At 41.0% G+C, this 1,142-nt stretch carries 2 protein-coding genes; both read left to right on the top strand.

The annotated features are described in order from the left end of the window. A partial coding sequence (locus LD028_RS02360; RefSeq protein WP_237810819.1) for an ACP S-malonyltransferase occupies window positions 1-452 on the top strand: 452 nt, incomplete at its 5' end. A 77-nt stretch (window positions 453-529) separates the two neighbouring features. Beyond that, window positions 530-1,142: RNA-guided endonuclease InsQ/TnpB family protein (locus LD028_RS02355; RefSeq protein WP_237810817.1), on the top strand; the 613-nt coding region annotated here is incomplete at its 3' end.

Raw genomic sequence — 1,142 nt, 5'->3', positions numbered from 1 at the left:
TCATTTCAGGAGCGAAAGAAGCGGTTGAGCGAGCGTCACAACTGGCAAAAGAAAAAGGAGCGAAGCGAGTCATTCCGCTCGAAGTAAGCGGGCCGTTCCACTCCATTTTAATGAAACCGGCGGCAGAGCAGTTTTTATCGGTACTTGATACGTTGGCGTTTCAAGAAAGCGCTGTGCCAGTCATTTCAAATGTGACAGCTGAGCCGATGACAAATCCAACAGAAATCAAACAACGTCTCGTTGAACAGTTATACTCCCCGGTTCGTTGGGAGCAATCTGTTCAAACGATGATTGACTTGGGTGTAGATACGTTTATCGAAATCGGTCCTGGAAAAGTATTAAGCGGTCTAGTGAAAAAAATAAACCGTCATGTCAACGTCTATTCGATTTTTGATGAAGCTTCGTTTATAGCGACGGTGACGGCGTTGAAAGGGGCTTTTGACTGTTCATGATAAATATATAAAATAAATATTTATAAAAATCTGATGATCATTTTATATGAAAAAAGTCAAAAAGGGGCTGGGAGAAGATGATTCGCACGTACAAAGTCATGCTTCTGCCCAACAATAAGCAAAAGACGAAGCTTTTTCAATGCGCAGGTGTTGCCAGATGGGCGTATAACTTTGCATTAGCGCAACAACAAGAAAATCATAAACAAGGTGGCAAATTTTTAAGTGATGGTGAACTAAGAAAAAGATTAACGCAGCTCAAACAAACGAAAGAGTACAGTTGGCTCAACAATTATTCCAATAACATCACAAAACAAGCGATCAAAGACGCGTATCAAGCTTACAAAAACTTTTTTGAAGGACGGGCGAAGTTTCCGAAGTTTAAAACGAAAAAACGAACGCGACCGAGCTTTTATCAAGATACATCGAAAATCAAAATCACCGACACGCATGTGAAACTAGAGAAACTGACGCCTTCTAAAAAGAAAAATAGACAGAAATTCAATTGGATCTGTCTTGCTGAAAGAGGTCGTATTCCTCACGGTGCACATATAAAGTATGTCAATCCGCGCATCGTGTTTGACGGACTTCATTGGTTTTTAACGGTCGGTGTAGAGGAAGCGGAAGTGAAACATGGAACATACAACGAAGGCATTGGTATTGATTTGGGAGTAAAATCGTTCGCTACCGTCA

Source organism: Anoxybacillus sp. LAT27 (assembly GCF_022030075.1).
Lineage (GTDB): Bacteria > Bacillota > Bacilli > Bacillales > Anoxybacillaceae > Anoxybacillus > Anoxybacillus kestanbolensis.
The sequence above is the reverse complement of the archived record's forward strand: the minus strand, read 5'-3'. Positions and strand labels throughout refer to the sequence as shown.